Here is an 18,493-nt window from a genome sequence, read left to right as displayed (position 1 = left end):
TTATTATTCACTATTTGCGACATAATAGTGTTTTAGAATGAGATTAGGCACATTAAAGGAATAACGAAAATAGCAATGGAGCCGCCATGAATCAGCAGTTTGAGCTGTTCGAGATTGCCAATCCATGCATTGGTGTCTGTCAAAGCAATAAAAAAGGCTATTGCTTTGGCTGCTTACGTAGTCGACCTGAGCGTCAGTTATGGCATGAGATGACGACTGAGCAGCGCCGTGAGGTGCTACGGCTGGTCTCTGGACGTAAGCTGCGTATAGAACAGATGAGACAGCGTAAAGGAGAGCAGTTAAAATTTGATTTTGAAGAAGTGGTTGAGACAAATGAGTTGTTTTAATACTTTGAAATAATTTTAGTTATTAGAGCAGGTCTACTTAGCTTATATGCATTATTTGCGTCGAAATAAATCATTGAATATTTCTATATGGTACTCAACTAACCATTCATAGAAGTCATCATATAAAAATCGAATAGACTCTATACCTGATGAATAGACCATGCACCCACGATCATCATACATATAAAAGACGATTTTCTTAGATTTATTAATGAAGTATACATTATCACTTATTGCTGGGGATAAACCCATTTCAAGATTAGCAGTACCTCTAAGAATATTGACATAGTTTACTGAGGAAAGATCTACTTTAAATATTTTCTGAATATGATGAGTAGTAATTGTCATTATCTCTGAAATTTCTTTTTCAATATTATAAAATTCGTCGGTTTCTGAAGTTATAACAGTATTCTCATCTTTAATTATTTCGTCAAAATATGAAAATTGTGCTTCTAGATATGCATTAGTTGATTTATAAAACTCTCCACCTCCGTCGTTTTCAAAGGAGTTAGTTAGAATGTAGACTTCATCCTCATCGTTAAATACAGATTCAAAAATCTTAACTGCTTTTTTTACACAATGATCAACTCTTTCGATAGTACCGTTTTCAAAGCCATCGCCTAGTTCAAATCTTAAATGGTTGGTATGAGTAATAAATGACTCTGCAGGATGTAAATTGCTATCAGGAAAATTAGCTTTGATAAAATCTTGAAAAGTATACCAGTTCGAATCTTTACTCATAATATTCCTTAACCGCAAACATTAAACTAAACAGTGTATAAGTTGACTACGAATAATTTGTAAAGCAAACAATACGCTGTTTTATGAAACACTTATGAAAAACCAGTGATTAACACTACTTTATTGATATCAAAATGGAACATTATCAGTAAAATTTTCTGTTGGCTTAGATATTTTAGGTTGAAGAACTTCTTCATTGTTCAAAAGCTCATCTACGCCTAACTCGGTGATTGAATATGCATAGACATCGTAACCGTCTTGGTGATCCGTTTCTATAGATTTACTTATTAGACCCATACGTTCTAGTTTAATAAGTGATATGTGTTGTGAATCTAACACTATTCTTATCTTGTTAGTAGTTATGAAGCATAGAATTATAATATTAAGCGTAATAGATAAACCCACACGCAAAGAAAAGCCCCTCAACAATTAAGTTGAGGGGCGATTCAGGAATAGAGAGCTGACGATGACCTACTCTCACATGGCCGGAGCCACACTACCATTGGCGCGATGATGTTTCACTTCTGAGTTCGGGAAGGGATCAGGTGGTGCCATCATGCTATTGTCGTCAGCAAAGGGGGTTAGATATGAGTCTGATGTTGTTATTTTGACTTTAAGTATTATCTTTTAGTCTCATCAGCATAAACCTAACTGAATCAAGGTTTAAGGTGATATCGAAATATTCTTTCTTTTATTCTAAAGCTTTCGCTTTACAAGATAGATTAATTAGAGCTTTGATACAAACCACTTGGGTGTTGTATGGTCAAGCCAAACGAGCAATTAGTACAGGTTAGCTACACACATCGCTGTGCTTCCACACCCTGCCTATCAACGTCGTAGTCTTCAACGGCTCTTTAGGGAAATCTTATCTTGAGGTGGGCTTCCCGCTTAGATGCTTTCAGCGGTTATCCCATCCGAACGTAGCTACCGGGCAATGCCACTGGCGTGACAACCCGAACACCAGAGGTTCGTCCACTCTGGTCCTCTCGTACTAGGAGCAGATCCTCTCAAATTTCCAACGCCCACGGTAGATAGGGACCGAACTGTCTCACGACGTTCTAAACCCAGCTCGCGTACCTCTTTAAATGGCGAACAGCCATACCCTTAGGACCTGCTTCAGCCCTAGGATGAGATGAGCCGACATCGAGGTGCCAAACACCGCCGTCGATATGAACTCTTGGGCGGTATCAGCCTGTTATCCCCAGAGTACCTTTTATCCGTTGAGCGATGGCCCTTCCATACAGAACCACCGGATCACTAAGACCTACTTTCGTACCTGCTCGACTTGTGGGTCTCGCAGTTAAGCGCGCTTTTGCCTTTATACTCTATGAACGATTTCCGACCGTTCTGAGCGCACCTTCGTACTCCTCCGTTACTCTTTAGGAGGAGACCGCCCCAGTCAAACTACCCACCATACATTGTCCTCGGTATTGTTATACCTGAGTTAGAACCCCGACATGACCAGGGTGGTATTTCAAGATTGGCTCCACAAACACTAGCGTGTCTGCTTCAAAGCCTCCCACCTATCCTGCACAAGTCAGGTCAAAGTTCAATGTAAAGCTGTAGTAAAGGTTCACGGGGTCTTTCCGTCTAGCCGCGGGTACACAGCATCTTCACTGCGATTTCGATTTCACTGAGTCTCTGCTGGAGACAGCGCTGCCATCATTATGCCATTCGTGCAGGTCGGAACTTACCCGACAAGGAATTTCGCTACCTTAGGACCGTTATAGTTACGGCCGCCGTTTACTGGGGCTTCGATCAAGAGCTTCGCTTACGCTAACCCCATCAATTAACCTTCCAGCACCGGGCAGGCATCACACCCTATACGTCCACTTTCGTGTTTGCAGAGTGCTGTGTTTTTAATAAACAGTTGCAGCAGCCTGGTATCTGCGACTGCCAACAGCTCAAGGAGCAAGTCCTATCACCATCGGCAGCGTACCTTCTCCCGAAGTTACGGTACCATTTTGCCTAGTTCCTTCAGCAGAGTTCTCTCAAGCGCCTTGGTATTCTCTACCTGATCACCTGTGTCGGTTTAGGGTACGATTCGTTTATAACTATTGCTTAGAAGCTTTTCCTGGAAGCATGGTATTTGCCACTTCGCTGTACAAGTACAGCTTGCTATCAGATCTCAGTATAATGACAGTCCGGATTTGCCTAAACTGTCTACCTACATCCTTTCACCTGGACAACCAACGCCAGGCTGACATAACCTACTCCGTCCCTCCATCGCATTATAAACAAGTATCGGAATATTAACCGATTTCCCATCGACTACGCCTTTCGGCCTCGCCTTAGGGGTCGACTCACCCAGCCCCGATTAACGTTGGACTGGAACCCTTGATCTTCCGGCGTGCGAGCTTTTCACTCGCATTATCGTTACTCACGTCAGCATTCGCTCTTGTGATACCTCCAGCATGCTTTACAACACACCTTCACAGGCTTACACAACGCTCCCCTACCACTTGAAAACAAATTCAAATCCGCAGCTTCGGCTCCTAGTTTGAGCCCCGTTACATCTTCCGCGCGGGCCGACTCGACTAGTGAGCTATTACGCTTTCTTTAAAGGATGGCTGCTTCTAAGCCAACCTCCTAGCTGTCTATGCCTTCCCACCTCGTTTCCCACTTAACTAGGAATTTGGGGCCTTAGCTGGCGGTCTGGGTTGTTTCCCTCTCCACAATGGACGTTAGCACCCACTGTGTGTCTCCCGGATATCACTCATCGGTATTCGGAGTTTGCATCGGTTTGGTAAGTCGGTATGACCCCCTAGCCGAAACAGTGCTCTACCCCCAATGGTGTTCGTCCGAGGCGCTACCTAAATAGCTTTCGGGGAGAACCAGCTATCACCGAGTTTGATTAGCCTTTCACCCCTATCCACAAGTCATCCCCTGGCTTTTCAACGACAGTGGGTTCGGTCCTCCGGTGCCTGTTACGGCACTTTCAACCTGCTCATGGATAGATCACTCGGTTTCGGGTCTATGCCCTGCAACTAATTCGCCCTATTAAGACTCGGTTTCCCTACGGCTCCCCTAAACGGTTAACCTTGCTACAGAACATAAGTCGCTGACCCATTATACAAAAGGTACGCGGTCACCCTAATAAATTAAGGCTCCCACTGCTTGTACGCACACGGTTTCAGGTTCTATTTCACTCCCCTCACAGGGGTTCTTTTCGCCTTTCCCTCACGGTACTGGTTCACTATCGGTCAGTCAGGAGTATTTAGCCTTGGAGGATGGTCCCCCCATCTTCAAACAGGATTTCTCGTGCCCCGCTCTACTTAATATGTTAACTCTAATGTTTCGAATACAGGACTATCACCTACTACGGTCAGCTTTCCCACGCTGTTCTTCTACATTAGAATTAATCGGCTTCTCCCCGTTCGCTCGCCGCTACTAGGGGAATCTCATTTGATGTCTATTCCTAAGGGTACTGAGATGTTTCACTTCCCCTCGTTCGCTTCTTGTACAAGTACAAGATACCTACCTTATGGTAAGTGGGTTTCCCCATTCAGAAATCTCCGGATCACAGGATATTGCCGCCTCCCCGAAGCTTATCGCAGGCTGTCACGTCTTTCATCGCCTCTGACTGCCAAGGCATCCACCATGTGCGCTTCATTACTTGACCATACAACCCCAAGTAGTCTCGACTTTAAATAAGTCTTAACTTCAAAGTGTTATAAAATCTAATTATGATAACGATATCACCTATGTTTATACGCTTGATTCAGTTCTCTTTACTTTTTTAATAACTCACTACTGGGATAACAACTGATGTCGTTAAGTAGTGAGTTATTAAGGTTAGGAACAACGCGTGAACACGTGTTCCTAACCCAGACTCATATCTATGTTTTTAAATAGTTCTTACGCTCTCGTCGAGTCATAAGTTCTGTATAAAACAGAAAGAAGTAATCTTAGACAAATCACTTGTTTCTGTTGAATACCTATTGTATTTATTGGCATCTAAAGCTTACTTGGCGTTTATAGTGGTGGAGCCAAACGGAGTCGAACCGTTGACCTCCTGCGTGCAAGGCAGGCGCTCTACCAACTGAGCTATGGCCCCATGTAAAATGGTGGGTCTAAGTGGACTTGAACCACTGACCCCCGCGTTATCAACACGGTGCTCTAACCAGCTGAGCTACAGACCCAATTACGCTTGTTATAAACGTAAGCTTAAACTAAAGAACAACTTGTTGTGAATTCTTGCTGACCGAATGCCATCTATAAGGAGGTGATCCAGCCGCAGGTTCCCCTACGGCTACCTTGTTACGACTTCACCCCAGTCATCAACCACACCGTGGTGAACGCCTTCCTTACGGTTAGGCTATCCACTTCTGGTGCAATCAACTCCCATGGTGTGACGGGCGGTGTGTACAAGGCCCGGGAACGTATTCACCGCGGCATTCTGATCCGCGATTACTAGCGATTCCTACTTCATGGAGTCGAGTTGCAGACTCCAATCTGGACTACGATAGGCTTTTTGAGATTCGCATCACATCGCTGTGTAGCTGCCCTCTGTACCTACCATTGTAGCACGTGTGTAGCCCTGGTCGTAAGGGCCATGATGACTTGACGTCGTCCCCGCCTTCCTCCAGTTTGTCACTGGCAGTATCCTTAGAGTTCCCGGCTTAACCCGCTGGTAACTAAGGACAAGGGTTGCGCTCGTTGCGGGACTTAACCCAACATCTCACGACACGAGCTGACGACAGCCATGCAGCACCTGTATTCTAATTCCCGAAGGCACTCCCGCATCTCTGCAGGATTCTAGATATGTCAAGACCAGGTAAGGTTCTTCGCGTTGCATCGAATTAAACCACATGCTCCACCGCTTGTGCGGGCCCCCGTCAATTCATTTGAGTTTTAACCTTGCGGCCGTACTCCCCAGGCGGTCTACTTATTGCGTTAGCTGCGTCACTAAGTCCTCAAGGGACCCAACGACTAGTAGACATCGTTTACGGCGTGGACTACCAGGGTATCTAATCCTGTTTGCTACCCACGCTTTCGAACCTCAGTGTCAATATGATGCCAGAAGGCTGCCTTCGCCATCGGTATTCCTCCAGATCTCTACGCATTTCACCGCTACACCTGGAATTCTACCTTCCTCTCACCTATTCTAGCCTAACAGTATCAGATGCAGTTCCCAGGTTAAGCCCGGGGATTTCACATCTGACTTATCAAGCCACCTACGCTCGCTTTACGCCCAGTAATTCCGATTAACGCTTGCACCCTCTGTATTACCGCGGCTGCTGGCACAGAGTTAGCCGGTGCTTATTCTGCAGCTAATGTCATCGTCCATGGGTATTAACCATGGAGTCTTCTTCACTGCTTAAAGTGCTTTACAACCAAAAGGCCTTCTTCACACACGCGGCATGGCTGGATCAGGGTTGCCCCCATTGTCCAATATTCCCCACTGCTGCCTCCCGTAGGAGTCCGGGCCGTGTCTCAGTCCCGGTGTGGCTGATCATCCTCTCAGACCAGCTACAGATCGTCGCCATGGTAGGCCTTTACCCCACCATCTAGCTAATCCGACTTAGGCTCATCTAATAGCGAGAGCAACAAGTTGCCCCCTTTCTCCCGTAGGTCGTATGCGGTATTAATTCGAGTTTCCCCGAGCTATCCCCCACTACTAGGTAGATTCCTAAGTATTACTCACCCGTCCGCCGCTCGACGCCTGATAGCAAGCTATCATCGTTTCCGCTCGACTTGCATGTGTTAAGCCTGCCGCCAGCGTTCAATCTGAGCCATGATCAAACTCTTCAGTTTAATCTTGCTATGAAGCTCTTTAAAGAAGCTTCTAAACTTGGCTCATCTAATCTGGCAAAATCGCTAAAAATTATGTTCGTAATGAATTAACTTTGAGTTTTTCTGCTGTCTTAAATGATAATTTTTATAGTTAATAATCTCTCCGAAAAGAAAAGATAGTCAACTTTATTTTTTAGCATTCTGAATCAGCAAAAATCCACACAAGTTGTTCTTTAGTTATGCTTTTAAATAGTGTCACGCTACTGTCGTCCAGTAGATGATATATAGGGTATTTCTCTTTGCTATCCAGTCTAAGTTAATAACTTATCCTATCTAGCGAGCCGACTATCATATCATAATGATTTGGTTTGTCAAGCTTTTTTATAAATTGTTTCAATAAGTTATCTGGGTTTGTTATATGTAATTCACATATAAGTCATTCCAGTTCGTCTTAATGAGGTGCGTATTATAGACGGTTAATTTGTTAAGTCAAGAGGTAAATTATTTTTATTTTAAACTAAATTAATCTAAAATGAATTTTCTGGACTGGATGATTAAGTAGTAGCTTGGTTAAAACCCGCTATTGTTAATCAGTGGTAATCCTCTCCAATCCGCCTTCCCTTCCGACTGGGTGGCATTATACGCGCTTTGATGTGGGGGTCAAGCTAATATCAGCCTTTATTTTATATATATTACAACTCATTGAAATACTTCGTTTTAAATGAGCAGAACAAAGCACTTCTATTTTAGGAATATACCATAAAGATATTATTTGATTAGGATGCAAAGCCATCAAGCTCGGTATATATGGAATAATGATAGCTACAACCAAGCCATCTTAAGGAAAAGACCCTTAATTGCCGGCTTAACACTTACTCAGTACTGAAATAGAAGGCGCTTCGTCTAGTAGCTTTCAAACCTAAAGAGACCTCGCCTACACATCCTTCTAACCCCAACCCTTGGACAAAGAAAAGCCCCTCAACAATTAAGTTGAGGGGCGATTCAGGAATAGAGAGCTGACGATGACCTACTCTCACATGGCCGGAGCCACACTACCATTGGCGCGATGATGTTTCACTTCTGAGTTCGGGAAGGGATCAGGTGGTGCCATCATGCTATTGTCGTCAGCAAAGGGGGTTAGATATGAGTCTGATGTTGTTATTTTGACTTTAAGTATTATCTTTTAGTCTCATCAACATAAACCTAACTGAATCAAGGTTTAAGGTGATATCGAAATATTCTTTCTTTTATTCTAAAGCTTTCGCTTTACAAGATAGATTAATTAGAGCTTTGATACAAACCACTTGGGTGTTGTATGGTCAAGCCAAACGAGCAATTAGTACAGGTTAGCTACACACATCGCTGTGCTTCCACACCCTGCCTATCAACGTCGTAGTCTTCAACGGCTCTTTAGGGAAATCTTATCTTGAGGTGGGCTTCCCGCTTAGATGCTTTCAGCGGTTATCCCATCCGAACGTAGCTACCGGGCAATGCCACTGGCGTGACAACCCGAACACCAGAGGTTCGTCCACTCTGGTCCTCTCGTACTAGGAGCAGATCCTCTCAAATTTCCAACGCCCACGGTAGATAGGGACCGAACTGTCTCACGACGTTCTAAACCCAGCTCGCGTACCTCTTTAAATGGCGAACAGCCATACCCTTAGGACCTGCTTCAGCCCTAGGATGAGATGAGCCGACATCGAGGTGCCAAACACCGCCGTCGATATGAACTCTTGGGCGGTATCAGCCTGTTATCCCCAGAGTACCTTTTATCCGTTGAGCGATGGCCCTTCCATACAGAACCACCGGATCACTAAGACCTACTTTCGTACCTGCTCGACTTGTGGGTCTCGCAGTTAAGCGCGCTTTTGCCTTTATACTCTATGAACGATTTCCGACCGTTCTGAGCGCACCTTCGTACTCCTCCGTTACTCTTTAGGAGGAGACCGCCCCAGTCAAACTACCCACCATACATTGTCCTCGGTATTGTTATACCTGAGTTAGAACCCCGACATGACCAGGGTGGTATTTCAAGATTGGCTCCACAAACACTAGCGTGTCTGCTTCAAAGCCTCCCACCTATCCTGCACAAGTCAGGTCAAAGTTCAATGTAAAGCTGTAGTAAAGGTTCACGGGGTCTTTCCGTCTAGCCGCGGGTACACAGCATCTTCACTGCGATTTCGATTTCACTGAGTCTCTGCTGGAGACAGCGCTGCCATCATTATGCCATTCGTGCAGGTCGGAACTTACCCGACAAGGAATTTCGCTACCTTAGGACCGTTATAGTTACGGCCGCCGTTTACTGGGGCTTCGATCAAGAGCTTCGCTTACGCTAACCCCATCAATTAACCTTCCAGCACCGGGCAGGCATCACACCCTATACGTCCACTTTCGTGTTTGCAGAGTGCTGTGTTTTTAATAAACAGTTGCAGCAGCCTGGTATCTGCGACTGCCAACAGCTCAAGGAGCAAGTCCTATCACCATCGGCAGCGTACCTTCTCCCGAAGTTACGGTACCATTTTGCCTAGTTCCTTCAGCAGAGTTCTCTCAAGCGCCTTGGTATTCTCTACCTGATCACCTGTGTCGGTTTAGGGTACGATTCGTTTATAACTATTGCTTAGAAGCTTTTCCTGGAAGCATGGTATTTGCCACTTCGCTGTACAAGTACAGCTTGCTATCAGATCTCAGTATAATGACAGTCCGGATTTGCCTAAACTGTCTACCTACATCCTTTCACCTGGACAACCAACGCCAGGCTGACATAACCTACTCCGTCCCTCCATCGCATTATAAACAAGTATCGGAATATTAACCGATTTCCCATCGACTACGCCTTTCGGCCTCGCCTTAGGGGTCGACTCACCCAGCCCCGATTAACGTTGGACTGGAACCCTTGATCTTCCGGCGTGCGAGCTTTTCACTCGCATTATCGTTACTCACGTCAGCATTCGCTCTTGTGATACCTCCAGCATGCTTTACAACACACCTTCACAGGCTTACACAACGCTCCCCTACCACTTGAAAACAAATTCAAATCCGCAGCTTCGGCTCCTAGTTTGAGCCCCGTTACATCTTCCGCGCGGGCCGACTCGACTAGTGAGCTATTACGCTTTCTTTAAAGGATGGCTGCTTCTAAGCCAACCTCCTAGCTGTCTATGCCTTCCCACCTCGTTTCCCACTTAACTAGGAATTTGGGGCCTTAGCTGGCGGTCTGGGTTGTTTCCCTCTCCACAATGGACGTTAGCACCCACTGTGTGTCTCCCGGATATCACTCATCGGTATTCGGAGTTTGCATCGGTTTGGTAAGTCGGTATGACCCCCTAGCCGAAACAGTGCTCTACCCCCAATGGTGTTCGTCCGAGGCGCTACCTAAATAGCTTTCGGGGAGAACCAGCTATCACCGAGTTTGATTAGCCTTTCACCCCTATCCACAAGTCATCCCCTGGCTTTTCAACGACAGTGGGTTCGGTCCTCCGGTGCCTGTTACGGCACTTTCAACCTGCTCATGGATAGATCACTCGGTTTCGGGTCTATGCCCTGCAACTAATTCGCCCTATTAAGACTCGGTTTCCCTACGGCTCCCCTAAACGGTTAACCTTGCTACAGAACATAAGTCGCTGACCCATTATACAAAAGGTACGCGGTCACCCTAATAAATTAAGGCTCCCACTGCTTGTACGCACACGGTTTCAGGTTCTATTTCACTCCCCTCACAGGGGTTCTTTTCGCCTTTCCCTCACGGTACTGGTTCACTATCGGTCAGTCAGGAGTATTTAGCCTTGGAGGATGGTCCCCCCATCTTCAAACAGGATTTCTCGTGCCCCGCTCTACTTAATATGTTAACTCTAATGTTTCGAATACAGGACTATCACCTACTACGGTCAGCTTTCCCACGCTGTTCTTCTACATTAGAATTAATCGGCTTCTCCCCGTTCGCTCGCCGCTACTAGGGGAATCTCATTTGATGTCTATTCCTAAGGGTACTGAGATGTTTCACTTCCCCTCGTTCGCTTCTTGTACAAGTACAAGATACCTACCTTATGGTAAGTGGGTTTCCCCATTCAGAAATCTCCGGATCACAGGATATTGCCGCCTCCCCGAAGCTTATCGCAGGCTGTCACGTCTTTCATCGCCTCTGACTGCCAAGGCATCCACCATGTGCGCTTCATTACTTGACCATACAACCCCAAGTAGTCTCGACTTTAAATAAGTCTTAACTTCAAAGTGTTATAAAATCTAATTATGATAACGATATCACCTATGTTTATACGCTTGATTCAGTTCTCTTTACTTTTTTAATAACTCACTACTGGGATAACAACTGATGTCGTTAAGTAGTGAGTTATTAAGGTTAGGAACAACGCGTGAACACGTGTTCCTAACCCAGACTCATATCTATGTTTTTAAATAGTTCTTACGCTCTCGTCGAGTCATAAGTTCTGTATAAAACAGAAAGAAGTAATCTTAGACAAATCACTTGTTTCTGTTGAATACCTATTGTATTTATTGGCATCTAAAGCTTACTTGGCGTTTATAGTGGTGGAGCCAAACGGAGTCGAACCGTTGACCTCCTGCGTGCAAGGCAGGCGCTCTACCAACTGAGCTATGGCCCCATGTAAAATGGTGGGTCTAAGTGGACTTGAACCACTGACCCCCGCGTTATCAACACGGTGCTCTAACCAGCTGAGCTACAGACCCAATTACGCTTGTTATAAACGTAAGCTTAAACTAAAGAACAACTTGTTGTGAATTCTTGCTGACCGAATGCCATCTATAAGGAGGTGATCCAGCCGCAGGTTCCCCTACGGCTACCTTGTTACGACTTCACCCCAGTCATCAACCACACCGTGGTGAACGCCTTCCTTACGGTTAGGCTATCCACTTCTGGTGCAATCAACTCCCATGGTGTGACGGGCGGTGTGTACAAGGCCCGGGAACGTATTCACCGCGGCATTCTGATCCGCGATTACTAGCGATTCCTACTTCATGGAGTCGAGTTGCAGACTCCAATCTGGACTACGATAGGCTTTTTGAGATTCGCATCACATCGCTGTGTAGCTGCCCTCTGTACCTACCATTGTAGCACGTGTGTAGCCCTGGTCGTAAGGGCCATGATGACTTGACGTCGTCCCCGCCTTCCTCCAGTTTGTCACTGGCAGTATCCTTAGAGTTCCCGGCTTAACCCGCTGGTAACTAAGGACAAGGGTTGCGCTCGTTGCGGGACTTAACCCAACATCTCACGACACGAGCTGACGACAGCCATGCAGCACCTGTATTCTAATTCCCGAAGGCACTCCCGCATCTCTGCAGGATTCTAGATATGTCAAGACCAGGTAAGGTTCTTCGCGTTGCATCGAATTAAACCACATGCTCCACCGCTTGTGCGGGCCCCCGTCAATTCATTTGAGTTTTAACCTTGCGGCCGTACTCCCCAGGCGGTCTACTTATTGCGTTAGCTGCGTCACTAAGTCCTCAAGGGACCCAACGACTAGTAGACATCGTTTACGGCGTGGACTACCAGGGTATCTAATCCTGTTTGCTACCCACGCTTTCGAACCTCAGTGTCAATATGATGCCAGAAGGCTGCCTTCGCCATCGGTATTCCTCCAGATCTCTACGCATTTCACCGCTACACCTGGAATTCTACCTTCCTCTCACCTATTCTAGCCTAACAGTATCAGATGCAGTTCCCAGGTTAAGCCCGGGGATTTCACATCTGACTTATCAAGCCACCTACGCTCGCTTTACGCCCAGTAATTCCGATTAACGCTTGCACCCTCTGTATTACCGCGGCTGCTGGCACAGAGTTAGCCGGTGCTTATTCTGCAGCTAATGTCATCGTCCATGGGTATTAACCATGGAGTCTTCTTCACTGCTTAAAGTGCTTTACAACCAAAAGGCCTTCTTCACACACGCGGCATGGCTGGATCAGGGTTGCCCCCATTGTCCAATATTCCCCACTGCTGCCTCCCGTAGGAGTCCGGGCCGTGTCTCAGTCCCGGTGTGGCTGATCATCCTCTCAGACCAGCTACAGATCGTCGCCATGGTAGGCCTTTACCCCACCATCTAGCTAATCCGACTTAGGCTCATCTAATAGCGAGAGCAACAAGTTGCCCCCTTTCTCCCGTAGGTCGTATGCGGTATTAATTCGAGTTTCCCCGAGCTATCCCCCACTACTAGGTAGATTCCTAAGTATTACTCACCCGTCCGCCGCTCGACGCCTGATAGCAAGCTATCATCGTTTCCGCTCGACTTGCATGTGTTAAGCCTGCCGCCAGCGTTCAATCTGAGCCATGATCAAACTCTTCAGTTTAATCTTGCTATGAAGCTCTTTAAAGAAGCTTCTAAACTTGGCTCATCTAATCTGGCAAAATCGCTAAAAATTATGTTCGTAATGAATTAACTTTGAGTTTTTCTGCTGTCTTAAATGATAATTTTTATAGTTAATAATCTCTCCGAAAAGAAAAGATAGTCAACTTTATTTTTTAGCATTCTGAATCAGCAAAAATCCACACAAGTTGTTCTTTAGTTATGCTTTTAAATAGTGTCACGCTACTGTCGTCCAGTAGATGATATATAGGGTATTTCTCTTTGCTATCCAGTCTAAGTTAATAACTTATCCTATCTAGCGAGCCGACTATCATATCATAATGATTTGGTTTGTCAAGCTTTTTTATAAATTGTTTCAATAAGTTATCTGGGTTTGTTATATGTAATTCACATATAAGTCATTCCAGTTCGTCTTAATGAGGTGCGTATTATAGACGGTTTGAGCTGGGTGTCAACCGCTTTTCGATAGATTTCTTAATTAATTTTGGAAGATAAATAACAAACCATATTTTTCAATAACTTAGAGTAAAACCATTTATCAAAACATTAGGATTTTATGCTATAAACCGTCCTTGGCGTCTGCTTTTTACTGCTTTTTCAATTCAATCTGCCATTTAAAAACTGCATATCAACTTATTATGCCTATAAATATAGGATTTAGTGCGATTATTAATCGATATTAATGATGTTTATATTCATCTCTATTGATATTAGTCCTAAGTGCACTTATATAACTCACTTATATGCATTTATATATAGCAACTGGATATAGAAGCTGAGCTAACCCCTACTATCTAGTGTTGATAGACAGTTTTTGCTATAATAGCTGCTTTTATGACATTACTGCATAGCATGTCTGCTTACCTTTATTAGAAGGGTGCTTATTTGACATCATAGTAAGTTAATTATCAGTTATCAGATGACTTAATAATTATCACACTATATATGATGCTATATAAGTCTAAGCACAGTGCTTGTAGTTAATGCCCATTTCTTACAACATATCCAGCGCTCTTACAACAGATCATAGCGGTTAGATATAATTGACGCAGTCTTGCGGTTATATGATTGATGGTTGCAATCATCACTGCCAACGGACGCAAAAAGGTGAATAGATTATGGTAGCGATTACTTTACCCGATGGTAGCGTAAAAAACTTCGAAGGCAATACCACCGTCATGGAAGTGGCGCAAAGTATTGGGGCAGGATTGGCGAAAGCGACGGTCGCTGGGCGCGTAGATGGTCAGTTAGTCGATGCGCACGACCCTATCGCCCATGATGCCAAAGTTGAAATCGTGACGCCAAAAGATGCTGATGGTGTCGATATCATTCGCCACTCGGCTGCCCACTTATTAGGTCATGCGGTTAAGCAGCTATATCCTGACGTAAAAATGGTGATTGGCCCTGTGATCGAAGATGGCTTTTATTATGACATCTATAGTGAGACGCCATTTACCCCTGAGCACATGGAAAAAATTGAAAAACGCATGATGGAGCTGATTAAGCAAGATTATGACGTTATCAAAAAAATCACGCCACGTGATGAAGTAATCAAGATATTCGAAGAGCGCGGCGAAGACTATAAGCTTAAGCTGATTAATGATATGCCGGGCGAAGAAGCCTTTGGTCTATATCATCATCAAGAGTATGTTGATATGTGCCGTGGCCCACACGTGCCAAACACCCGCTTCTTAAAAGTATTTAAACTGACCAAAATGTCAGGCGCTTATTGGCGCGGTGATGCTAAGAACGAACAGCTACAACGTATTTATGGTACAGCGTGGGCGGATAAAAAAGATTTAAAAGCCTATATTCAACGTATTGAAGAAGCCGAAAAGCGTGACCATCGTAAAATTGGTAAAGCGTTAAATCTGTTCCATATGCAAGAGCAAGCGCCGGGTATGGTGTTTTGGCATGCTAATGGTTGGACGATTTATCAGGTACTTGAGCAATATATGCGTAAAGTACAAAATGATAATGGCTATGAAGAGATTAAAACGCCGCAAATCGTCGATCGCAGCTTGTGGGAACGCTCAGGCCATTGGGGTAACTATGCGACCAATATGTTTACCACCTCGAGTGAAAACCGTGATTATGCGGTAAAACCGATGAACTGCCCGTGTCACGTGCAAGTCTTTAACCAAGGTTTAAAATCTTACCGTGAATTGCCGCTACGTATGGCAGAGTTTGGCTCATGCCATCGCAATGAGCCATCAGGCTCATTGCATGGTTTGATGCGCGTGCGCGGATTTACCCAAGATGATGCGCATATCTTTTGTACCCAAGCGCAAATTCAGCAAGAAGTGGCGGACTTTATTAAACTGACCCTTGCTGTTTATGAAGATTTTGGTTTTGATAATATTATTATGAAGCTCTCGACCCGTCCTGAAAAACGTGTTGGTAGCGATGAGTCTTGGGACTTTGCCGAAAAAGCCTTGGCAGATGCACTAGATAGTTCGGGTCTTGATTGGGAATATCTACCCGGTGAAGGCGCGTTCTATGGTCCGAAGATTGAATTTAGTCTGAAAGACAGTTTAGGTCGCGTCTGGCAGTGCGGTACGATTCAGGTTGATCCAAATATGCCTGAGCGCCTTGATGCTGAATTCGTCAACGAGCAAAATGAGCGCGAAACCCCTATTATGTTGCACCGTGCAATTCTAGGTTCGTTTGAGCGCTTTATCGGTATCTTGATCGAAAACTACGCCGGTTGGATGCCAGTATGGTTAGCACCGCAGCAAGTAGCGGTGATGAATATCACTGATAAACAGGCGGATGCTTGTGAAAATGTGGTCAGTCAGCTGAAAAATGCGGGTTTACGAGCCACTAGCGACTTGCGTAACGAAAAGATTGGATTTAAGATACGAGAGAAAACATTAGAACGCGTTCCCTATATGCTAGTATTAGGGGATAAAGAAGTCGAATCGGGCAGTGTCAATGTCCGTACTCGCGAAGGTGAAAACCTTGGCGTGATGAGCGTTGCAGAATTTATTACATTAGTACAGACTGCTGTTGGTAAAAAAGGCCGACAGACCCCAAAAACAGATGAGGAGTAATACCTATTAAACAGTCAAACCGTTTGAACATCAACGAAGATATCACAGCTAAAGAAGTCCGTCTCGTTAAAGAAGACGGCGAACAGATGGGCGTGGTAGATATCGAAACCGCGATGAAAGCGGCACGTGAGGACAGTCTAGATTTGGTCGAATTGGTTCCTGAAGCCAAACCGCCCGTATGCAAAATCATGGATTATAAGCATTTCCTCTATGATCAAAAGCAAAAGGCGAAAGAAGCTAAAAAGAACCAAAAGCAAACTCAGCTGAAAGAGATGAAGTTGCGTCCTAGTACTGAAGAAGCCGATTATCAGGTAAAACTGAAAAAAATCGTCAGCTTCTTAGAAGACCAAGACAAAGTTAAAATCAGTATCCGTTTCCGTGGTCGTGAAATGGCGCACCAAGAGATTGGTCGTAAACAGCTAGATCGCATCATCGAAGACACCGCTGAGATTGCAAACGTCGAGCAATATCCAAAGATGGAAGGTCGTCAAATGGGTATGCTGCTTGGGCCTACTAAGAAAAAGTAATCTGCTTACAGATTGCTGCTAGTGGTGGCTGTAAATCGATGTGCCTGTTAGTTAATATAAATAATTAACTGATATAGACAGATCGTTGATAGAGATAGTTATAATCTTAACCATCAATATGCTACGGGATATTGGTGGTTTTTTAATATTTAGACCCCTAAATGCTTATTCTTGCATATAATAAGTTGACTATAATCAGTGACGATTATTTATAAACCTTTTATAAACCTTTTATAAACCGCAGTTTACAAAATCCATCTTCTCAACCTTTTCATTACCAGTTAATCTAAAGGTCAGCGCTATCACTCTTAAATATAATTCGAATAAAACCATTAAGGGCATAAAAACAATCGATACCACGACTAACTATGAGTGTTATTAAAACCTAATGTCGTTGGTAACCAACAACGCCCTTTTCAGCTATTATAGGAAATTCCATGCAAGAATTAACCCCACCCGAAAATACCTCGACGCCAAGTATCACTTTGACCGCGCCTGAACCGGTGAAAGAAATACAAAAAAGCGAAGCCGATCAAATGGTGAAGTTGGATGAAAGCCAGATTCCAGAACTTGATGCCAAGGTCGACGCCTTTGTTGATCATGTGATTAATAACTCAGTACACAGCTCTGAGTTTCAGCAAAACGTACAATCTATCCATAATTTAGGTAATAAAGAGATTCGCGAATCGGCGCAAGTGTCTAATCGTATGCTCGATTTACCGGCGAAAAGTCTCAATAACAGCTTGTTTGATAACTCCCCTATTGCCAAGTCATTGACTGAGCTGCGCGGGATTGTCGAAGATTTAGATCCGAGCAAAAAAGAGCTGACCAGCTCACGTAAGTTGTTTGGTCTCATCCCATTTGGCAACAAAGTCCAAGATTATTTCCGTCAGTACGAGTCAGCGCAATCGCATATCAACGCGGTGGTGACGAGCCTTTATAATGGCAAAGACGAGCTGCTCAAAGACAATGCCATGATTGAGCAAGAAAAGGTCAATATGTGGGAGTTGATGCAATCGATTCGCCAATATATCTATGTCGGTAAAAAAATCGATGAGCAGCTTGAACAAAAAGTTTATGCCGTTGAAGCGACTGACCCTGAAAAAGCGCGTATCATTAAGGAAGAGATGCTGTTTTATGTGCGTCAAAAAAATACCGACTTCTTGACCCAATTGGCGGTAAATATCCAAGGCTACTTAGCCCTTGATACCATCCGTAAAAACAACTTAGAGTTGATTAAAGGCGTAGACCGCGCGACCACGACGACCATCTCGGCGCTACGTACGGCGGTTGTCGTTGCCCAAGCGATGACCAATCAAAAACTGGTACTCGACCAAATCACGGCGTTGAATAAAACGACTAGCAGCTTGATTGAATCAACCTCGGCGATGCTTAAGCGTCAGTCCTTGGAAATTCACGAGCAAGCAACTAGCAGCACAATTGAGCTTGATAAACTGCAAAATGCCTTTAATAATGTCTATGATACGATGGATATGATTAGCAATTATAAAATCGAAGCCTTAGAAAATATGAAGCAGACGGTCAACACCTTGACGACTGAAGTGGATAAAGCCCAGAAATATCTCGATAAGTCGAATCAAACGACGGTACTTGAGGTATCCAAAGAGTTAGACAGTAAAAAAATAACCAATCAATCAAATACCGTTGATATTGATATTTGATGTTTGATATTTGGTTTATCTCGAATGGCGAATGCTGCTAGCTATTAAAAGCTGACAGCTACTTGCTATCTGATACA

5 protein-coding genes, 4 tRNA genes and 6 rRNA genes are annotated in these 18,493 nt (G+C 44.5%); 4 read left to right on the top strand and 11 right to left on the bottom strand.

Annotated features, from left to right (window positions below; translation table 11 throughout):
* Nucleotides 1-86 precede the first annotated feature (86 nt).
* On the top strand, nt 87-347 hold the full coding sequence (locus JMX94_RS05470) for a DUF1289 domain-containing protein (RefSeq protein WP_201563931.1): 261 nt from the start codon (nt 87-89) through the stop codon (nt 345-347).
* Nucleotides 348-398: 51 nt separating this feature from the next.
* Here the strand turns inward: JMX94_RS05470 and JMX94_RS05465 are convergent, their stop codons facing one another.
* From JMX94_RS05465 to JMX94_RS05415, 11 genes are all read right to left on the bottom strand, one after another.
* A complete protein-coding gene (locus JMX94_RS05465; RefSeq protein WP_201563929.1) occupies nt 399-1,088 on the bottom strand; it encodes a DUF3885 domain-containing protein in 690 nt (229 codons plus the stop codon).
* Between the two features lie 458 nt (nt 1,089-1,546).
* Nucleotides 1,547-1,661: ribosomal RNA gene (gene rrf / locus JMX94_RS05460) — 5S ribosomal RNA — on the bottom strand.
* Between the two features lie 186 nt (nt 1,662-1,847).
* Nucleotides 1,848-4,710: ribosomal RNA gene (locus JMX94_RS05455) — 23S ribosomal RNA — on the bottom strand.
* A 359-nt stretch (nt 4,711-5,069) separates the two neighbouring features.
* Nucleotides 5,070-5,145, bottom strand: a tRNA-Ala gene (locus JMX94_RS05450).
* Between the two features lie 8 nt (nt 5,146-5,153).
* A tRNA-Ile gene (locus JMX94_RS05445) sits at nt 5,154-5,230 on the bottom strand.
* A gap of 76 nt (nt 5,231-5,306) precedes the next feature.
* Nucleotides 5,307-6,845: ribosomal RNA gene (locus JMX94_RS05440) — 16S ribosomal RNA — on the bottom strand.
* A 993-nt stretch (nt 6,846-7,838) separates the two neighbouring features.
* Nucleotides 7,839-7,953 (bottom strand): 5S ribosomal RNA (rrf, locus tag JMX94_RS05435).
* A gap of 186 nt (nt 7,954-8,139) precedes the next feature.
* A 23S ribosomal RNA gene (locus JMX94_RS05430) occupies nt 8,140-11,002 on the bottom strand.
* A gap of 359 nt (nt 11,003-11,361) precedes the next feature.
* Nucleotides 11,362-11,437 (bottom strand) — tRNA-Ala (locus JMX94_RS05425).
* An 8-nt stretch (nt 11,438-11,445) separates the two neighbouring features.
* Nucleotides 11,446-11,522 (bottom strand) — tRNA-Ile (locus JMX94_RS05420).
* A 76-nt stretch (nt 11,523-11,598) separates the two neighbouring features.
* A 16S ribosomal RNA gene (locus JMX94_RS05415) occupies nt 11,599-13,137 on the bottom strand.
* Together the 16S, 23S and 5S rRNA genes with 4 tRNA genes alongside form the textbook arrangement of a ribosomal RNA operon.
* A gap of 1,135 nt (nt 13,138-14,272) precedes the next feature.
* Here JMX94_RS05415 and thrS point away from each other — a divergent pair.
* The 3 genes from thrS (at nt 14,273) to JMX94_RS05400 (ending at nt 18,416) form a co-directional block, all read left to right on the top strand.
* The gene (gene thrS, locus JMX94_RS05410; protein WP_201563927.1) at nt 14,273-16,207 is read left to right on the top strand and encodes a threonine--tRNA ligase; all 1,935 of its coding nucleotides are present in this window, start codon (nt 14,273-14,275) and stop codon (nt 16,205-16,207) included.
* A gap of 23 nt (nt 16,208-16,230) precedes the next feature.
* Nucleotides 16,231-16,734, top strand: coding sequence for a translation initiation factor IF-3 (gene infC, locus JMX94_RS05405; protein WP_045447656.1), 504 nt, complete (start codon nt 16,231-16,233; stop codon nt 16,732-16,734).
* Nucleotides 16,735-17,171: 437 nt separating this feature from the next.
* Nucleotides 17,172-18,416 (top strand): toxic anion resistance protein, encoded by a 1,245-nt coding sequence (locus JMX94_RS05400; protein ID WP_201563925.1) that lies wholly within the window; start codon nt 17,172-17,174, stop codon nt 18,414-18,416.
* The last annotated feature ends 77 nt before the right edge of the window (nt 18,417-18,493 follow it).

The organism is Psychrobacter sp. CMS30, from assembly GCF_904846565.1.
In the GTDB taxonomy this organism is placed as follows: Bacteria; Pseudomonadota; Gammaproteobacteria; order Pseudomonadales; family Moraxellaceae; genus Psychrobacter; species Psychrobacter maritimus.
This window is presented reverse-complemented; position numbering and strand designations above follow the sequence as displayed.

Excerpts from the sequence above, each read along its gene's own strand:
- JMX94_RS05470 (WP_201563931.1), top strand. The coding sequence starts at position 87 with ATGAATCAGCAGTTTGAGCTGTTCGAGATTGCCAATCCATGCATTGGT.
- JMX94_RS05465 (WP_201563929.1), bottom strand. The coding sequence starts at position 1,088 with ATGAGTAAAGATTCGAACTGGTATACTTTTCAAGATTTTATCAAAGCT.
- thrS (WP_201563927.1), top strand. The coding sequence starts at position 14,273 with ATGGTAGCGATTACTTTACCCGATGGTAGCGTAAAAAACTTCGAAGGC.
- JMX94_RS05400 (WP_201563925.1), top strand. The coding sequence starts at position 17,172 with ATGCAAGAATTAACCCCACCCGAAAATACCTCGACGCCAAGTATCACT.